The following is a 17,895-nucleotide window of genomic DNA, read 5'->3' as shown; positions in this document are numbered from 1 at the left end:
GTCCGTCGACGGCGTTCCCGCGCCGGCCTCCTCAAGTCGATCCGTCATACCCATTCAAGGAGTCGGAAATGGAAACGAGCCGCCTTCCGCGCCGAGGTTTCACCCTCATCGAGCTTCTGGTCGTCATCGCGATCATCGCGGTGCTCATCGCGCTGCTGTTGCCGGCCGTGCAGAGCGCCCGCGAGGCCGCCCGCCGGATGCAGTGCACCAACAACCTGAAGCAGATCGCCCTCGGCGCCATGAATTACGAGTCGAACACCGGCGCGCTGCCGCCGGTCCTGATGGTCCAGGGCGCCGGGTTCATGACGAACCTCGGCTTCACGTCGCTCGTCCGCCTGTGCCCGTACATCGAGCAGAACGCGGCCCACAACGCCGCCAACTTCCAGCAGGCGTTCTTCCAGCCCGAGAACTGGACGGTGCCCGGCATCGCCATCTCCACCTTCACCTGCCCGAGCGACCCCTCGATGGGCGAGGCCGAGCGGCTCCAGTTCGGCCCGCCGACATTCCGCCAGGTCCACAGCCACTACTCGGGCTTCGTCGGCCCCTGGAACGCCTTCGGGCTGACCGGCGGCCCGACCGGCCTGAGCATCGTCGGCGGCCTGGGCCAGTACGCCAAGGGTGCCATCATCGCCGACCTCGTCACCCTGGCCGGGATCACCGACGGCACCAGCAACACGATGATGTACTCGGAGAACGGCCACGGCGTCTTCGGCGCCACGACCCGCCCCCAGTTCCACATCTGGAGCGGCAACGACGCCGCCGGCGGCTCGCTGGAGACCCGGTTCGCCCCCAACTGGGGCCGCAAGTACTCCGACCCCGCCGGCGACCCGAGCAACCAGGCCCTGCGCAACTGGGCGATCAGCAACGCCATGAGCTTCCACCCCGGCGGCGTCAACGTGGCCATGTGCGACGGCTCCGTGCGGTTCGTCAAGGACAGCATCGACTCCTGGACCATCACCACCCCGCAGATCAACGGCCTCCCCGTCGGCGGCTCCAACGCCCAGCCCTACGGCATCACCCTCACCGCCGGGTCGAAGTTCGGCGTCTGGCAGGCCCTCTCCACCCGCGCCGGCGGCGAGGTCATCAGCGCCGACCAGTATTGATCCGATCGCAAATCGATCCGACCTGACCATCGCCGGCCGGCCACCGCACCCACGCGGCGGCCGGCCGGTTCGCGTTCCGGGCCTCCGCCCGCATCATCAGCCTCCCCCCTTGACGGCTAATTTCTATTTTTATAGAAACAGTATCGACGACGGGTCGCGGACCCGGTCCCGATGCGACGGCCTTGAAGGGGAGGGAGGCCCGACATGGCGAGGAGCCCGAGCGGCCAGCCGACGGACGCGGAGCTGGCGATCTTGCAGGTGTTGTGGGAGCACGGCCCGGCCGGGCTGGGGAAGGTTCACGAGGCCCTCCAGGCGCGGCGGCCCGTTGCGCTGACGACGGTCGCGACGACGCTCAAGGTGATGCTGACGAAGAAGCTCGTCCGCCGCGACGACGGTCCGAAGGGCTATCTGTGGGCGGCCGAGACCAGCCGGGGCGCGGCCGCTTCGGGCTTGCTCGGCAAGCTCGTCCAGAACGTCTTCGACGGCTCCGCCCGGGGCCTGGTCGCCCACCTGATCGAGCAGGGCACGCTCGACGACCGCGACCGCGAGGCCATCCGCGCCCTGCTCGACGAGGCCGACGACGCAGGCCCGGCCCCGAAGCCGACGCCGAAGCGGAAGGGGGGGCGAGCATGAGCCCGCTGCCGAACTCGCCCGCCTGGACGGCCCTGGGCTGGACCTTCCTGCACATGCTCTGGATCGGCGCGGCGATCGGCCTGGCCGCGTCGATCGCCCGTCGGCTGCTCCGCCGCGCGGCGGCCGAGGCCCGCCACGCCGCGGCGCTGGCGAGCCTGGTCCTCCTGACCGTCGCGCCGTTCGGGACCTTCGCCGTCGTCCACGTCCCCGCGCCGGCGGCGACGGCCGCAATCGCCGACCCGCCGGCCGCCAGAGTGCCGACCCCGAGTCGCGCCGCTCCCCGCGCCGCCGTCACGGCTCGCCGGCCCTGGATCGCGCCGGCGTCGAAGCCGGAAAGCCCGAATCGATTGCGATTCCTGGATGCGTGGATCCCGGTCCTGCCGGGCGTCTGGCTCGTCGGCTCGGCGCTCACGCTGGCCTGGCTGGCGACGGGGCTGGCGGGCGTCGGGCGGCTCCGTCGCGAGGCGCTGCCGCTCGAAGCCGGGCCGGTCGTCGAGCGGGCCCGGGCCCTGGCGCGGTCGCTGGGGATCGCTCGCGTGGCGGTCGCGGCCTGCGACCGGATCGCCGCGCCGGTGCTGATCGGCGTCGTCCGGCCGATGATCCTGCTGCCGACGGCCGCCCTGACCGGCTGGAGCCCCGAACAGCTGGAGATGGCCCTGTTGCACGAGCTGGCCCACCTCCGCCGTCGCGACAACCTGGTGGGCCTCTTCCAGAAGCTGGCCGAGGCGCTCTTGTTCTTCCACCCGACGACGTGGTGGCTCTCGGCCTGGGTCCGGCTGGAGCGCGAGACCTGCTGCGACCGCCTGGTCGTCGCCCGCACCGACCGCCCCCGCGCCTACGCCGAGCTGCTCGCCGCCCTGGCCGCCGCCCGCCCCGCGCCGGCCCCCGCGCTCTCCCTGACCGAACGCCCCATCACGACGAGGATCCGTCGCATCCTGCTCAAGGAGGACCCCCCGATGACGATGAAGCCCACCGCCCCCGAAGCCCTCGCCCTGGCCGCCGCAACCCTGCTCGCCGCCGCCCTCGTCCTGCCGACGCGAGCCCAACCCCCGGCCGAGCAGCCGAAGGCCGACGTCCGCACCGACCTGCAACGGATCGCCGAGGCCGTCGCCGCACTCCCCGACGTGCCGAATCCCGGCGGGCCGACCCCGCCGGACGAGCGGATCGTCGCGCTGACGCAGATCGCCCGGAAGCAGCTCGACCAGGGCGATCGCGCGGGGGCGTTGAAGACTCTGAACGGCGTGAAGATCGGGCCGCTCGCCGGCAAGGATCTCTCGCGCGACCTCGTCGCGGTCATGAATCTGGGTATCCTGATCGAATCGGCTGCGATCCGGTACGACGCGGGCGAGGTCGAGACGGCTCGGGCTCAGTTCCGTCAGGTCGTCGAGCTGGTGGCGAAGCCCGACCCGGCCGCCGACGCCGCGATGATGCGCGTGCTGACGAAACTGTTCGACGCCATCAGCGCCAAGCAGAGCGTGCCCGAGGACCCCAGGCCCCTCCAGAGGATGTCGGACCTCCCCCTGGAACCGGGGGACGAGCCGGTCGATCCCGAGCTGGTCGGGATGAAGCTGGAAATCCTCGGCCAGCTTCTGGAGTCGCTCGCCGATCGTCGCGAGTTCGAGGCCATGCGACCGGTCGTCGCGTACGTCGTCGGCCTGGTCGGACCGTCGCACTCCCCCGCCGTGACTGTCAACCTCGACAGCTTCATGGGAGTGAAGTTGATCCGGGCGGGCGACGAGCCGGCGGGACGCGAGCTGATCGCCAGGGCCCGGAAGCTCGTCGACGAGGCCCCGGCAGGCGAATCGAAGACGTTCCTGGCCCGGACGCTCGCGCGGTCCATCGCCGAGGTCGACCTCGACGCCGCGCTGGAACTCGCCGCGACGCTCCCGCCGCGCCGCCGGGACGCGGCCCTGCGGGACATGATCGAGGGCCTCTGCTCATTCGACCCGATCGACTGGACCGACGCGTCCGGGATCAAGATCGTGATCGGCGACCCGGCGCTGCGGCCGAAGGACGACGCCGCGGCCCGCGCGGCGCTGGCGAAGATCGCGGCCGTCGCGAAGGGGACCGACGAGCCCGTCCTGCGGGCCCGGACCCTCGCGGCGGCGGCCCACCTCCAGGCCCGCGCGGGGGACGTCGCCGGCGCGCTCGCCACGGTCGAGGCGATCCCCGACATCCGCCGCGTCGAGCATCCCGGCCCCAACGACGGCTTCTACGACTCCGTCAAGCCCGCCACGTTCGCCCTGATCGCCTGGCGGCGGTCGCAGGCCGGCGACGAGGCCGGCGCGGACGCCGCGTTCGCCCGGTCGAAGGAACTGACCGCCGCGGTGGCGCACGACGCGGAGCGGCTGATCGCCGAGATCGTCCTGGCCCAGAAGCTCGAAGCGACGGGGCGGGGCGACGAGGCGAACGCCATGCTCGCCGACGCCCTCCCCCGAGCCCTTGAGCAGCCCGAGCCCCGGCGTTCGCGGATGCTCGAAAGGCTCGCCCAGGTCCAGCTCCGGACGAGCGGCGTCGCCGAGGCGGCGAGGACCGTCGACGCGATCCGCGACGAGCCCGGGCTCGAAAAGGCCCGCGCCCTCCGGTCCCTCGCCGTCCGGTTGCGGGACGACGGCGACCCCGAAGCCGCCCGCCCGTACGCCCGTCGCGCCCTCGCCTGCCTCCAACCCAGGCCGTCCGACCCCGGACCGATCGCGGGCCAGAGCGTCGGCGTCATGCGGAACGGGTTCCTCGACTACGATCAGGAGACGCCATTCCATCCGATCTCGGCCCAGCGGGCGTCGCTGCTGCCCGGGATCCGACGGCTCGCTGGCGAGCCCGACATGGATACGTCCACGATCAGCCCCGGCATGGAAGTCAACTACCACGTCTCGAAGGTCCACGCGGCCTTCCAGGGCGACGGCATCGAAGGGGCCTTGAAGACGGCCGAGGCGATCGACTCACCGGCGACGAGGCTCGTCGTGCTCCAAAACCTGGCCTACAGCCTCGGGTTCGAGGCCGATGGCCTGTGAGAGCCAGCGCCTCCCGGCGCGAAGTCCCGGACGATCCCCTCGGACCTGACTCCACCGAGCCCTGGCGGAAAGCCTTCGGGGCCTGCGAGTTCTGAAGAACCGTGGACCGGCCGGGGAACCGGGAGAAGGCTCGGGACCCGTCCGACGCCGATCCACGGGTTCGGAGAACCCGTGGCACCCAACTCAAGGCCACTCGCCAGCGTCGGTCCGGGGGGCGCCCCCTCGCTTCCGTCCGCTCGTCTCCGAAGAGATTCCGGGATCCAGCGACACCGTTCGCATTCGGGCTTCCGGGCGCATTGTCTCGATAAGGGATGTTGCGCCCGGAGGCGGCCCGGCGTGGCTCGACGGCGGCGGGAGCAAGATCGGGCGCACCCAGAAAGCGCGCCGAACGAAGCCAATTTTCGGGGAGCTGGGCGGTGGTTAAAAGACTTCGACGAAACAAGTTGCGTCCGATGGGTTCGTTTCGGGGTCGGCGCGAACGAAGCCGATTGCGGGGCGGCGGTCGTCGGTCGGCCGGGGCGTGGACTTGAGGAAATCCGGCTTCCCGGCCGGGGGAGGGTGGGCTACCATGCGGCCGGCCGTCTGGGCACGTCCGCGCACGAGGCGCGGGGAATCAGGTCGAGGCATGGAGGGGCACGCATGACGACTTACGACATGGCCATGGCGGCCGTCCTGATCGCGGGGATGGCCCGCGGCGCGTGGCGGGGGATCACCTGGCAGCTGGCGAGCATCGGGTCGCTGGTGCTGGGCTACCTGTTCTCGTATCCGGTCTCGGCCCTGATCGCCCCGCACCTGCCGGGCACGCCCGAGGCGGCCCGCGCGATGTCGATGGCGGCGGCGTACCTGGTGGTCTCGGGCGCGGTCTTCGGGCTCGCCTGGATGGTCCGCGGCGTCATCCGCAAGCTCAAGTTCGACGCCTACGACCGCCACCTGGGCATGATGCTGGGCGGCGTCGAGGGGGCGGCCGTGGGCATCCTGGGGACGATGCTCGTCGTCAGCGTCGCCCCGAAGACCCGCGAGCCGATCTTCGACAGCCCCACCGGCAAGGTCGTCAACAACGTCGTCCACCACGTCGGCCCGGTGCTGCCGGCCGAGGTTCGCAACGCCCTCGCCCCGTTCTGGCACGGCGACGCCCCGGTCGCCGACGCCCAGGCCGAGGAGGCCGACCGGGCCGACGCCGGCCCGAGCTTCGCCGAGGCGGACGAGGCGACGCCCCGCCGCGACCCCGAGGTCCGCGCCGTGGCCTCCCGCGCCACGTCCCGGCTCGACGCCGAGGTCGGCCGGCTCCGCGAGGCCGGCGCGGCGGCCGTCCCCGCCGCCGCCGCCGTTGCCGCCGACGCCGCCGTCCCCGCCCCCGCCGTCGACGTCCCCGCCGACGCCGGGATCCCCTCGGCCCGCGAGGTCATGAACAGCCTGGTGGAGCAGGGCCGGCGGAAGGCCGAGCAGGCCCTGGTCGAGTCGCTCGACTCCGACCCGGACGCCAAGGCGGCCACGATCCGCGACCTGATCGAGAAGGACAAGGCCCGCCTCCAGAACGCGCTGACCGGCGCGGTCGACGAGACCCGCCGCAACCTGACCGGCCAGGTGACCGGCGCGGTCGACGAGACCCGACGCAACGTGGCCGATCAACTCCAGGGCCGTGCCGGGCAGCTCCAGGGGAAGGCCGGCGAGGTCCAGCGGCGGATCGGCGACGCCCGGTCGCGGCTCGAACGCACCCAGGAGGAGGTCCTCCGCGCCCGGCAGCGGCTGGAGCAGGGGGCCGACGGCGCGATCGACCAGGGCCGCCGCAAGCTCGAGCAGTCGGTGACCGACGCCATCGACCGGGGGCTCGACAGCCTCCTCCCCGATCCCGCCCCCGCCAAGGCGCCGGCCAAGGCCCCCCGATGAGCGACGACCGCGAGGAGATCCGCCTGGAGGTGGGGGACCGGCCGATCAACCTGATCCAGGTGCTCAAGCGGGCCAACTGCGTGATGTCCGGCGGCGAGGCCAAGAACCTCGTCGCCGAGGGCCTGGTCCGCGTCAACGGCGAGCAGGAACTCCGCAAGCGCCGGCAGATGGCCGTCGGCGACGTGGTCGAACTCGACGTCGAGGACGGCCCGAGGATCGTCCTCGACTGAGGCCGGGACTCGCTTGCGGCGGCGGGGGGATCGGGGCATCCTGGTGCGTTCGCCTCTCGCTCCCAGGCCCCCGGAGACCTCCCCATGCCTCGCGCCCGGATGACGTTCGCCCTGCTGCTGTCGCTCGGTTCGGCCGCCCTCGGGGCCGACGACGAGAAGCGTTACCTGATCATCCACGCCGACGACGCCGGCATGTGCCACTCGGTGAATCGGGGGACGTTCCAGTCGATGGAAGACGGCGTCGTCTCGTCGTGCAGCGCCATGATGCCGTGCCCCTGGATCAAGGAGTTCGCCGAGTACGCCAAGGCGCATCCCGAGAAGGACTACGGCGTCCACCTGACGCTCAACTCGGAGTGGGCGACCTACCGCTGGGGCCCGGTCGCCGGGCGGGATCGGGTGCCGAGCCTGGTGGACGCCGACGGCTACCTCCATCGCGGGGTCGAGGCCGTGGCGAAGAACGCCAAGGCCGAGGAGATCGAGATCGAGCTGACGGCCCAGGTCGACCGGGCCCTCGCCATGGGCATCCCGCTCAGCCACCTGGACACCCACATGGGCGCGCTGGTCAGCCGGGCGGACATCCTCGAGGTGTACGTCCGGGTCGGCCTGAAGTACGACCTCCCGGTGCTGTTCCTGCGCGACGTCGAGGGGGCCATCGGCGAGGAGTATCCCGCCTTCCGCGAGCGCGGCAAGGCGCTGCTCGCCGAGCTGGACGCGAGGCGGCTGCCGGTGCTCGACAACCTCCTGCAGTTCTACGGCGGCGAGACCCACGAGGGGCGCGTCGAGACCTACATGAAGGCCCTCCGCGAGCTGGGGCCGGGCGTCACCGAGCTGATCATCCACTGCGGCGAGGACGACGCGGAGCTGAGGGCCGCGACCCCCAGCGCCCCCCGCCGCGACGGCGACCGGCGGATCTTCACCGACCCGGCCGTCGCCGCCGAGATCCGGCGGCTCGGCATCGAGGTCATCACCTGGAAGCAGTTCCGGGCCATGGTCGAGGCGAAGGCCCCCGCCGCCAAGGCCGACCCGGTCGCCCGCTGAGGGACCGGCGTCGGCCGCGTCTCCGAGCCCCGTCGATCGGCACGACCCGACCGCGCCGGGCGGGCCGGGAGTAGGAGTCCGCGGCCGCAGAGGTTATCTTTAACCAGGTTCCAAGATACGCCCTCCCGCCCGACCGTCGTCTCGCTCGGGGCGACGGGCGGCGCGAGTCCGGACGGACGTTTTCATGGCGGCTTCGACGTCCAGGGTGGAGCTTCGCGGATACGCGATCGCCGCGGCGGCGGTCGCGGCCGCGCTGCTCGCGAGTCTCGCGACCTGGCCGCACTCGCCGTCCTCGCCGTGGGTGTTCCTGTTCACGGCGGTCATCGCGACCGCCTGGTACGGGGGGCTGAGGGCGAGCCTCGCGGCGACGGCCGCGCTCGCCGTGCTCGGCCGCTACTTCTTCATGACGCCCTACCGCGTCTTCACGCTGGAGCGGGACGACGCGATCCTGGTCCTCCTGTTCGTCGCCGTGTCGACCTTCATCGCCTGCCTCGTCGCGGCCCGCCGCCGCGCCGAGGACCGCGTTCGGGCGGAGCGGCGGCGCTACCGGGCGACGGTGGACAGCATCGGCGACGCGGTCGTCGCCGCCGACGCCGAAGGCCGGGTCGAGTTCCTGAACGGGGTGGCCGAGGGCCTGACGGGATGGACGCTCGCCGAGGCGAGGGGCGCGAGGATCGGCGACGTGTTCGTGGTCGTCGACGAGGCGACGAGGGGGCCGGTCGCGAACCCGGCGGAGGAGGTGCTCCGGACGGGACGCGTCGGCCTCGCGAACCAGGCCGTCCTGATCGCCAGGGGCGGGGCGGAGCGCTTCATCGACGCCAACGCGGCCCCGATCGTCGAGGACGATCGGGTCGCCGGCGTCGTCCTGGTCTTCCGCGACGTCACCGACCGCGTGAAGGCCGCCGCCGACCGGGAACGGGCCGAGGAGGAGGTCCGGGCCAGCGAGCGTCGGTTCCGGCTGACGGCCGACAACGCCCCGGTGCTGATCTGGCTCGCGGGGCCCGACGGCGGGCGGAGCTGGTTCAACAAGCCCTGGCTGGAGTTCACCGGCCGGACGATGGAGCAGGAGGCCGGCCGCGGCTGGGCCGAGGGGGTGCACCCGGACGACCGCGACCGCTGCCTCCGCGTCCTCGACGAGTCGGCCCGGGCCGGCTCCCCCTTCAAGATGGACTATCGGCTCCGTCGCCGCGACGGCGAGTACCGCTGGATCGTCGACGACGGCGTGCCGCTCGGGGGCCGCGACGGCGAGGCCGCCGGCTCCATCGGCTCGTGCGTCGACATCCAGGACCGGGTGGCCGCCGAGGAGGAGCTGAAAGAGAACGACCGCCGCAAGGACGAGTTCCTGGCCATGCTCGCCCACGAGCTGCGCAACCCGATGGCGGCTGTCGGCAACGCCGTCGCCGTGCTGGAGGCGTCGGACGCGCCCGAGGACGTCGCGTTCGCGACGGGGGTCATCGGCCGCCAGACCCGGCACCTGACCCGGCTGATCGACGACCTCCTGGACGTCTCCCGCATCAGCCGGGGCAAGATCCGGCTGCGGAAGGAGCGGATCGACGCGGCGGCCGTCCTGGACGCCGCCGTCGCCAGCGCCCGGCCGCTGATCGAGCGGCGGGGGCACGACCTGGAGGTCGCCGTCGATCGGGGCCGCCTCGTGCTGGACGCCGACCCGACGCGGCTGGAGCAGATGGTCGTCAACCTGCTGAACAACGCCGCCAAGTTCAGCGACGACGGCGGCCTCGTCCGCCTCTCGGCCCGTCGCGAGGGGGAGGAGGTCGTGATCCGCGTCGAGGACCAGGGGATCGGCATCCCGCCCGAGAAGCTCCGGCAGGTGTTCGAGCTGTTCGCCCAGGGGGACCGCTCGCTGGCTCGCAGCGAGGGGGGCCTGGGGATCGGCCTGACCGTGGTGAGGAAGCTCGCCGAGCTGCACGGCGGGACGGTCGAGGTCCGCAGCGAAGGGCCCGGACGGGGGAGCGAATTCACGATTCGGCTCCCCGCCGCGGACGGGCTCGGCGAGGACGCCCCCGCGCCGGGCGCGACGGCCGAGCGGCCGCGAGGCGGGCCGCTGCGGATCCTCGTGGTCGACGATAACATGGACTCGGCCACGGGCCTGGCGAAGCTCCTGCGCCTGCTGGGGCATCGGGTCGAGACGGCCTATACCGGCCCCGAGTCCCTCGCGGCCGCCCGCGAGCACAGCCCGGAAGTCGTCCTGCTCGACATCGGCCTGCCGGGCATGGACGGCTACGAGGTCGCCGCGAGCCTGAGGCGCGAGGGCCCCTGCAAGGACGCCCTGATCGTCGCGGTGTCGGGCTACGGCCGCGACGAGGACCGCCGGCGTTCCAGGGAGGCGGGCTTCGACCGCCACCTCATCAAGCCCGTCGACCGGGACGCCCTGGCGGCCCTGCTGGCCGAGGGCCGTCCCGATCGGGCCGGGCCGCGGGGCGTCAGGACTTGACCCGGGCCGTGCCGTCCTCGTCGATGGCGATCTCGACGTAGTTGGACCCCGAGGAGACCTCGACCTTGAGGCCCGAGGTCGCGGCCTGGTTCAGCTTGGTCGGGATCGTGATCCGGAAGACCTTGCCGGACTTGTCGGTGTAGGTCGAGTCGTCCGCCTTCTTGGCGCGGGCCGGCGTGGTCCCGGCCCTGGTCTTGGCGACCATGTACTCCTGGGGCGACTTCTCCGGGTCGGGCATCGCCGCCTGGTCGGCCTCGGCGAGCTCCTCCAGGCCGATGATCGCGACCCGGTGCGAGCCGACGACGGCGCCGTCTCCCGGGTCCTCGGTGGAGAGGATGAAGCCGCCGTCCTTGCCGATCGACCCGGCGGCCGGCGGCACGTCGGGCTTCTCGGGCTCGAACAGGATCGTGCCGAACGTCACCGGTTCCCCTTTGTAGGTGACCTTGCCGCTGACCCGGGCCAGGCTCAGGCCGTTGCCGGGGCCGCAGCCGGTCGTCGCCAGCAGGACGGCGGCGGTCGCGATCAGAATCGCGGCCGTCGCGAGCGTCTGGATGCGCATGATGTCGGGCTCCGATTGAATCCGTGTGTGTGGTCGAGGCGGGCGGCCCCCCCGCCGGGCTCCGGCGGGGCGGGCCGAGGAGGCCGATCGGAGGTCAGAAGGCGTCGGCCGAGATGATCTCGCCGCGGTTGCGCGTGCTGGCGGCCGCGTAGGTCCTCGGGTTGATCGACTGCTTGATGAACCGGACGGAGCCGTCGGCGAAGGTGAAGTTGGCCCCGCCGGGGTGCTTGCTCTTGAAGGCGAAGTTGTAGACCTGGTTGCGGAAGCAGTGGGTCGCGACGACCGACGTGATGTAGGCCGTGCTGCAGATCGTGCCGTCGGTCGGGTCGAGCTGGCCGTCCTTCAGGTTGGTCTTCCAGTTCAGCGGGATGATGGTCCCGCCGTAGGCCCCGTGGCCGTTGGTCCACATGAGCTGGCCGTTGTAGTTCGGCGAGTTCTCGCCGGCGAGCATGGTGTTGCTGCTGCCGTCGGTGCAGCCGGCCAGGTTCGTGACGGCGCCCGAGCTGCAGTCGCCGAACATGCCGGAGAAGGTGTTCTTGCACCCCCAGTAGGTGCCGGCGGCCTGCGTCGAGTAGACGTCGAACAGCGGGTTGCCCGTCTTCTGGTCGCCCCAGCTGGCGACGTAGTTCAGCGGGGCGGCCAGGTACGACGTCCCCAGGTCGTTGATGTTCGTCCACTTGCGGTCGTCGAACAGCCGGTTCGAGTCGTCCGACGGGCAGAGGTAGGCGGCGATGATCGTGCGGAAGACGGTCGTGTGCTCCGGGCTGGCGTTGGCGCCGTTGCCGAGCGAGAAGTTGATGGCGTTGGAGAGGTTCACCTGCTCGAGCTGCGGCAGGATCAGGGCCGACCAGGCCCACCACGAGCCGCCCCAGGTGTCGGCGTTCACCAGCGAGCCCGGCGGGAAGCTGCCGACGGTGTCGTGATAGTTGTGCATCGCCAGGCCGATCTGCTTCATGTTGTTGACGCACTGGGCGCGACGGGCCGCCTCGCGCGCCGACTGCACGGCCGGCAGCAGCAGGGCGATGAGCACGGCGATGATCGCGATGACCACCAGCAGCTCGATCAGGGTGAAGCCGCGGCGGGGTTCGGTCGCTCTTCCGGGCATGACGGACTCCTTGAGAAGGGAGGGATGACGGGGGAAGCGAGGCGACGAAGGGTCCAGGGCGCGGCCGACGCCGGCGCGCAGGCCGGACGACGACCGCCCCCGCGCGGAGGGCCGCGCGGGGCTGATCGGGGGGCGGAGAGGGGGGCCCGGCGCGCCGGCGGGGCCGGATCACTCACGGTCGCGGGAGGGGCGAGGCGGGGCGGCGCCCCCGCGTCAGGTGATCTTCTCCTTGAGCAGGCGGACGGCCGCGGCCAGGTCCCGGCCCCGGAACGATTCGGCGAGGGCCCGGTGCTCCTCGTGGATCTCCATCGCGTCGGCGCTGCGCTTCTGGGTCTCGCGGAAGTGGGACCGGATGCGGCCGACCAGGGTCTCCCAGATCACGATCAGGTCGGGCTGGCCGGCGCGCTCCAGAAGGCGGCGGTGGAAGGCGAGGTCGGCCTCGGCGATCGCGTGGAAGTCGCGGCGGGCGCAGGCGTCGCGCATCCGGCCGAGGATCGCGTCCCAGGCGGCGGAGTCGGCGTCGTCCAGCTCGTCGAACACGAGGCGGAGGGCGTAGACCTCGACCGTGCGGCGGATCGGGATGATCAGGTTGCGGATCTCGCGGGGGGCCTCCGGCGCCACGACGGCCCCCCGGTTCGGCCGGCTGATGACCAGGCCCTGCGAGGAGAGCTTCTGGAAGGCCTCGCGCACCAGGCCCCGGCCGACCCCGAACCGGCTGGACAGGCCGGCCTCGGTGAGCCGCGATCCGGCCGCGAGCCGGCCCGTGAGGATCTCCTCCCGCAGCGTCCGGCTGACCCTGGATTCCGGATGGTCCTCGGCTTGGGCCGTCATGGTTCGAAGCTCGCGATGGGATACGCCGGCCGTGCAAGGGGGCCGGCGACGGGTCGTCTCCCCGCGACGCCCCCGGCCGCGAGGGCTGGAATGTAGACGATCCGCGACACATTGTCTACAATATAATCCTTCGTTCGGGCCGGATTTTGTAGACAGGATTCCTGAAATTGTCTACAATCTCGGCGACGTGTCTGGCCGGCTCCGGCCTCCGGAGGCATCAAGGACGGGAGGAACCCCATGTCCCAACATCGCCGCATCCGGCCGATCGGGGCGGCCTTCGCCCTGGCGATCGGCCTGGCCTGCGGGCCGGCGCGGGCCCAGTCGGCCGCCGAGGTCGAGGCCTTCGAGAAGGAGGTCCGCCCCCTGCTGGTGGAGAAGTGCCAGTCCTGCCACGGCCCCGACAAGCAGAAGGGGGGCCTGCGGGTGGACTCGCGGGCGACCCTCCTGGAAGGGGGCGACACCGGGCCGGCCGTCGTCCCGGGAAATCCCGGGGAAAGCCTCCTGATCGAAGCGGTCCGGCGGGAAGGGGGGCTGGAGATGCCCCCGGACGCCCCGCTCGCGCCCGAGCAGTCCGCCGCGCTGGAGCGCTGGGTCGCCGCCGGCGCCGCCTGGCCCGACGACGGCGCACCGGCCGTCGAGACCCGCAAGGACGTCTGGGCGCGGCACTGGGCGTTTCGGCCGATGGCCCGCCCGGAGCCCCCCGCCCCCCGCGACCCCTCGTGGGTCAGCACTCCGGTCGACGCCTTCGTCGCCGCGAAGCACGCCGAGGCGGGCCTGTCCCCCTCGCCCGAGGCCGACCGCCGCACCCTGATCCGCCGCCTCTCGTACGACCTGACCGGCCTGCCGCCGACGCCCGAGGAGGTCGCCGCGTTCGTCGCCGACTCCGACCCGACGGCCTACGAGAAGCTCGTCGATCGCCTCCTGGCCTCGAAGCGGTACGGCGAGCAGTGGGCCCGCCACTGGCTCGACGTGGCGCGCTACGCCGACACCAAGGGCTACGTCTACGGCCGCGAGGAACGCTTCTTCGTCCACGCGCCGGCCTATCGCGACTGGGTCGTGAAGGCGTTCAACGACGACCTGCCGTACGACCGCTTCCTCCTGGACCAGATCGCCGCCGACCAGGCCGAGCCGGAAAACCCCTCCGCGCTGGCGGCGCTCGGGTTCGTGACGCTCGGGCGACGGTTCCTGGGCGTCTCTCACGACATCATCGACGACCGGATCGACGTGGTGACCCGGGGTACGATGGGCCTGACCGTCGGCTGCGCGCGCTGCCACGACCACAAGTACGACCCGATCCCCACCGCCGACTACTACGCGCTCTACGGAGTCTTCATGAACTGCACCGAGCGCCTCACGCCGCTCGGCGAGCCGTCGGGGAGCGAGGCGGAGCGATCGGCGTTCGAGGCCGAGCTGAAGAAGCGCGTGGACGCCCTGGAGGCGGGCGTGGCGTCGGCGCGGGCCGAGGCCTCGCGGCGGATCCGGTCGCGGATCGCCGACTACCTGGCGGCGCAGCTCGACCTGTCCAAGGTCCCGGCGGACGGCTTCGACGTGATCCTCTACCCGAGCGACATCGTCCCCGCGTCGGTCCGCCGCTGGCAGGCGTATCTGGCCGCCGCGGCCCAGGCCGACGACCCGATCTTCCGCCCCTGGCGCCGCCTGGCCGCGCTCCCCGAGGCCGACTTCGCGGCGGGGGCCGCCGCCGCGCTGGCCGAGCCCGACGGGCCGGGCGCGACGCCGGTGAACCCGCGCGTCGCGTCCGCCTTCGCCACGCCTCCGGCCGCGATGGCCGAGGTCGTGGGACGCTACGCCCGCCTCTTCGCCGAGGTCGACAAGGAGTGGGAGGAGGCGCTCAAGGCCGACCCCGCCGCGACAGCGCTCGCCGACCCCGACGCCGAGGCCCTGCGACGGGTCCTCTACGAGCCCGATCGGTCCCCCTGCTGGATCCCCGACGAGCCGATCGTGACCATCGAGGCGTTCCTGGACAACAACGAGGACGTCAAGCTCTGGAACCTCCAGGGGGAGGTCGACCGCTGGCTGATGCAGTCACCCGCCGCGCCCGCCTACGCCTCGGCCCTGGCGGACCGGGCCGAGATCCGCGAGCCCCGCGTCTTCAAGCGCGGGAATGCGGCCAACCCCGGCGACCTCGTGCCGCGGCGGTTCCTCCAGGTCGTCGCCGGCCCCGACGCCCCGGCGTTCGAGCGGGGGAGCGGCCGGCTGGAGCTGGCCCGCGCCATCATCGACCCGGAGAACCCGCTCACGGCCCGCGTCTGGGTGAACCGGATCTGGGCCTACCACTTCGGCGCGGGGCTGGTGCGCACCCCCAGCGACTTCGGCATCCGGTCCGAGCCCCCCAGCCATCCCGAGCTGCTCGACTGGCTCGCCCGACGGCTGATCGACGGCGGCTGGAGCACCAAGGCGATCCACCGCCTGATCCTGCTCTCCTCGACGTACCGCCAGCGCTCGAACGGCGGCGGCCCGGACGACGAGGCGGCGGCGCTCAAGGACCCGGAGAACCGCCTCCTCTGGCGGGCCAACCCCCACCGCCTGACGTTCGAGGAGGCCCGCGATTCGGCCCTCGCCGCGACCGGCGAGCTGGACGCCCGGCTCGGCGGCCGGGGGACGCCCCTCTTCGGCGGGGCTGAGAACCGCCGTCGCACGCTCTATGGCGTGGTCGACCGCCAGTTCCTCCCCGGCGTCTTCCGGGTCTTCGACTTCGCCAACCCGGACCTGCACATCCCCTCGCGGAGCGAGACGACCGTCCCGCAGCAGGCCCTCTTCGCCATGAACCACCCGTTCCCCGCCGCCCGCGCCCGGGCCCTGGCCGCGCGGCTCCCGGAGGACGACGCCGCCGCGATCCGCGACGCCTTCCAGGCCGCCTTCCAGCGCGACCCGACGGCCGACGAGGCCGACGCCGCGCGGGAGTTCCTGGCCGACGCCGCCGCGACGCCCCCGCCTTCGCCCCCCGCGGAGAGCCTGGCCTGGTCCTACGGCTGCACCACGGTCGACCCTGCGTCGGGGCCCTCGAAGGACCTCCGCCCGATGCCTTTCTACGACGGGAAGGGCTGGGGCGGCGGACCGACCTGGCCCGACCCGACGCTGGGCTGGGCGCGGATCACGGCCGAGGGGGGGCACCCCGGGAACGACCTGGCCCGCTCGATCGTCCGCCGCTGGACGTCGCCGATCCGGGGCGTCGTCGCCGTGGAGTCGACCCTGGAGCACGTCCCGGCGGCCGGCGACGGCGTGCGCGGGTGGCTGGTCTCGAACCGTCGCGGCGTCCTCAAGACGGACGTGGTCCACGCCGCCAAGGTGGACTTCCACGCCGACGCGATCGAGGTCGAGCCCGGCGACGCGATCGACTTCGTGGTCGACGTCCGCGAGGCCCTGAACAGCGACCAGCACCTCTGGGCCCCGAAGATCCGCCCCTCCCGGATCGACGCCGGGCCCGCGCCTTCGGGCGGCCTCTGGGACGCGGCCCGCGACTTCCACGGCCCGTCGGCCGCCGGCCTCACGCCGAGGGAGCAGCTCGCCCAGGTGCTCCTGATGTCCAATGAATTCCTGTTCGTCGACTGATGGTGACCCCCGGCAGGAGCCCCGACATGCCTGACCCCCTCTTCCGCACGCCGACGAGCCGCCGCGAGATGCTCCAGCGCTCGGCGATGGGCCTGGGCGCGCTGGGCCTCGCGGACCTGCTCGGCGCGCGGGACTCCCTAGCCGGCCCGGCGGCCTCCGGGGCCGACGCGGGCGACCTGGCCCCGAGGACGCCGCACTTCCCAGCGAAGGCCAAGCGCGTCGTCCACTTCTTCCTCAACGGCGGGCCCAGCCACGTCGACACGTTCGACCCCAAGCCGGCCCTCGCCCGCTACGACGGCAAGCCGATCCCGCTCGACCTGACCACCGAGCGCAAGACCGGCGCGGCGTTCGCCTCCCCCTTCCAGTTCAAACGATACGGGGAGAGCGGCCTGGAGATCTCCGAGCTGTTCGCCCGCACGGCCGAGCACGCCGACGACATCGCCGTGATCCGCTCGATGTTCGCGCAGGTGCCGAACCATGAGCCGTCCCTGATGCTGATGAACTGCGGCGACTCGGTCCTGCCGCGGCCGAGCGTCGGCGCGTGGGTGCTCTACGGCCTGGGGACGGAGAACCAGAACCTCCCCGGGTTCGTCGCCATGTGCCCGAGCGGATACCCGGTGAAGGACGCCGAGAACTGGGCCTCCGGATTCCTGCCGGGGGTCTACCAGGGGACGTTCGTCGACCCCCAGTTCGCCGACGTCGACAAGCTGATCGAGAACATCCGCAGCCCCCACGCCTCGGCCGCGGCGCAGCGCAAGCAGCTCGACCTGCTGCGCCGGCTGGCCTCGGCGCACCGCCGCGAGCGGCCCGACGCCCGGCTCGACGCCCGGATCCAGTCGTTCGAGACCGCCTTCCGGATGCAGGTCGAGGCGGCCGACGCCTTCGACGTGGCGCGCGAGCCGCAGCCGATCCGCGACCTGTACGGCGACACCGTGCACGGCCGCCAGACGCTGATCGCCCGCCGCCTGCTGGAGCGCGGCGTGCGCTACGTGCAGCTCTGGCACGGCGCCGGCCAGCCCTGGGACGACCACGCCAACCTGGCCGCCAACCACCGCAAGCTGGCCGCGCAGGTGGACGGCCCGATCGCCGCCCTGTTGACCGACCTCAAGCGGCTGGGCATGCTCGAAGACACGCTGGTGGTGTGGGGCGGCGAGTTCGGCCGCACGCCGACCGTCGAGCTGGACGGCAGCGGGAAGGCCTCGCTCGGCCGCGACCACAACCATTACGGCTTCTCCGTCTGGATGGCCGGCGGCGGCGTGAAGGGGGGGACGGTCCACGGCGCGACCGACGAGTTCGGCTTCAAGGCGGTCGAGGACCCGGTGAGCGTCCACGACCTCCACGCGACGATGCTCCACCTGCTCGGCTTCGACCACGAGCGCCTGACCTACCGCTACGCCGGCCGCGACTTCCGCCTGACCGACGTCCACGGCCAGGTCGTGCGGCCGATCCTCGCCTGACTCCCCTCGAAAGGAAGCG

Annotated in this window: 12 protein-coding genes; 9 read left to right on the top strand and 3 right to left on the bottom strand. The window is 72.5% G+C overall.

Annotation, left to right across the window (positions count from 1 at the left end):
• The first annotated feature begins 68 nt into the window (after positions 1-68).
• The 7 genes from G6O68_RS22975 (at position 69) to G6O68_RS22945 (ending at position 10,354) form a co-directional block, all read left to right on the top strand.
• On the top strand, positions 69-1,103 hold the full coding sequence (locus G6O68_RS22975; RefSeq protein ID WP_165251078.1) for a DUF1559 domain-containing protein: 1,035 nt from the start codon (positions 69-71) through the stop codon (positions 1,101-1,103).
• A gap of 204 nt (positions 1,104-1,307) precedes the next feature.
• Positions 1,308-1,736 carry a BlaI/MecI/CopY family transcriptional regulator gene (locus G6O68_RS22970; protein ID WP_165250995.1) on the top strand — a complete coding sequence of 143 codons (429 nt, stop codon included), beginning with the start codon at positions 1,308-1,310 and terminating at the stop codon, positions 1,734-1,736.
• Positions 1,733-4,747, top strand: a complete 3,015-nt coding sequence (locus G6O68_RS22965) for a M56 family metallopeptidase (protein WP_165250994.1) — start codon at positions 1,733-1,735, stop codon at positions 4,745-4,747. Before G6O68_RS22970 ends, G6O68_RS22965 begins: the two co-directional genes overlap by 4 nt.
• Positions 4,748-5,386: 639 nt before the next feature.
• Entirely contained in the window at positions 5,387-6,634 is a 1,248-nt protein-coding gene (locus tag G6O68_RS22960) for a CvpA family protein (protein WP_165250993.1), read from the top strand.
• Positions 6,631-6,864 carry an RNA-binding S4 domain-containing protein gene (locus G6O68_RS22955; RefSeq protein ID WP_165250992.1) on the top strand — a complete coding sequence of 78 codons (234 nt, stop codon included), beginning with the start codon at positions 6,631-6,633 and terminating at the stop codon, positions 6,862-6,864. The genes G6O68_RS22960 and G6O68_RS22955 overlap by 4 nt, the downstream gene beginning before the upstream one ends.
• 84 nt (positions 6,865-6,948) lie before the next feature.
• Positions 6,949-7,902 (top strand): polysaccharide deacetylase family protein, encoded by a 954-nt coding sequence (locus G6O68_RS22950; protein ID WP_165250991.1) that lies wholly within the window; start codon positions 6,949-6,951, stop codon positions 7,900-7,902.
• Positions 7,903-8,086: 184 nt separating this feature from the next.
• Entirely contained in the window at positions 8,087-10,354 is a 2,268-nt protein-coding gene (locus G6O68_RS22945) for a hybrid sensor histidine kinase/response regulator (protein WP_165250990.1), read from the top strand.
• On the opposite strand, the gene G6O68_RS22940 is transcribed toward G6O68_RS22945, so the two are convergent.
• From G6O68_RS22940 to G6O68_RS22930, 3 genes are all read right to left on the bottom strand, one after another.
• Positions 10,344-10,913 carry a hypothetical protein gene (locus G6O68_RS22940; RefSeq protein WP_165250989.1) on the bottom strand — a complete coding sequence of 190 codons (570 nt, stop codon included), beginning with the start codon at positions 10,911-10,913 and terminating at the stop codon, positions 10,344-10,346. The genes G6O68_RS22945 and G6O68_RS22940 overlap by 11 nt on opposite strands.
• Before the next feature lie 94 nt (positions 10,914-11,007).
• Positions 11,008-12,018 (bottom strand): DUF1559 domain-containing protein, encoded by a 1,011-nt coding sequence (locus G6O68_RS22935; RefSeq protein WP_165250988.1) that lies wholly within the window; start codon positions 12,016-12,018, stop codon positions 11,008-11,010.
• Positions 12,019-12,231: 213 nt separating this feature from the next.
• Entirely contained in the window at positions 12,232-12,849 is a 618-nt protein-coding gene (locus G6O68_RS22930; RefSeq protein WP_165250987.1) for a GntR family transcriptional regulator, read from the bottom strand.
• A gap of 237 nt (positions 12,850-13,086) precedes the next feature.
• On the opposite strand from G6O68_RS22930, the gene G6O68_RS22925 reads away from it, so the two are divergent.
• Both G6O68_RS22925 and G6O68_RS22920 read left to right on the top strand, forming a co-directional pair.
• Positions 13,087-16,419 carry a PSD1 and planctomycete cytochrome C domain-containing protein gene (locus tag G6O68_RS22925; RefSeq protein ID WP_165250986.1) on the top strand — a complete coding sequence of 1,111 codons (3,333 nt, stop codon included), beginning with the start codon at positions 13,087-13,089 and terminating at the stop codon, positions 16,417-16,419.
• A 26-nt stretch (positions 16,420-16,445) separates the two neighbouring features.
• The gene (locus G6O68_RS22920) at positions 16,446-17,876 is read left to right on the top strand and encodes a DUF1501 domain-containing protein (RefSeq protein ID WP_165250985.1); all 1,431 of its coding nucleotides are present in this window, start codon (positions 16,446-16,448) and stop codon (positions 17,874-17,876) included.
• Positions 17,877-17,895: the final 19 nt, after the last annotated feature.

The organism is Paludisphaera soli (assembly GCF_011064595.1).
Lineage (GTDB): Bacteria > Planctomycetota > Planctomycetia > Isosphaerales > Isosphaeraceae > Paludisphaera > Paludisphaera soli.
Note: the sequence above shows the minus strand (reverse complement) of the source record. Positions and strands in the feature narration are given on the sequence as shown.